1 pseudogene is annotated in these 664 nt (G+C 39.5%); it reads left to right on the top strand.

Features of this window, described 5'->3' with window-relative positions:
- Positions 1-620 (top strand): annotated as a pseudogene (locus tag ACFINO_RS10765) (nicotinate phosphoribosyltransferase); the annotation flags it as partial.
- Positions 621-664 lie beyond the last annotated feature (44 nt).

Below are 664 nucleotides of genomic sequence, written 5' to 3'. Positions count from 1 at the left end.
CCATGGATACAGATTTAGAAGCTCTTGGTACCAATGCACATGAATTGCCTATGGTCATAGCCGCTCTCACCAATAATGATAATGAATTGCGCAAAGCACCTTATCAAGTTTTACAAGATTGGAATCGTTATTATGGTGGAAATCTTCTCATTGTTTTGCCAGATACCTTCGGTACAGAAGCATTTTTACGCAATGCACCAGATTGGGTGGCTGATTGGACAGGTTTCAGACCTGACAGTGCTCCTCCTCTCGAGGGCGGCGAACGCATTATTCAATGGTGGAGAGAAAAAGGAAAAGACCCTCGTGCAAAGTTATTGATTTTCTCCGATGCACTAGACATAGATACAATTGAAAAAACCTATCATCATTTTCACGGTAAAGTGCGCATGAGTTTTGGATGGGGAACAGACCTTACTAATGATTTCGTCGGCTGTTCTCCACAAGAAACTGCAACTTTTGATGCTCTTTCCCTTGTTTGTAAAGTTACCCATGCCAATGGTCGGCCAGCCGTAAAACTTTCAGATAATCCTGAAAAAACCATCGGTAATCCGCAAGAAATACAACGTTATCTCAATTTTTTTGGTAATGAAAACCGTGTTGCTAAACCTATCAAAACATAACAATGCTTTTTTAGTTTAACATTTTTTCTTTATGCATATTTTTA

It is taken from the genome of Bartonella sp. AA83SXKL (assembly GCF_042196965.1).
Taxonomy (GTDB): Bacteria; Pseudomonadota; Alphaproteobacteria; order Rhizobiales; family Rhizobiaceae; genus Bartonella.
The sequence above is the reverse complement of the archived record's forward strand: the minus strand, read 5'-3'. Positions and strand labels throughout refer to the sequence as shown.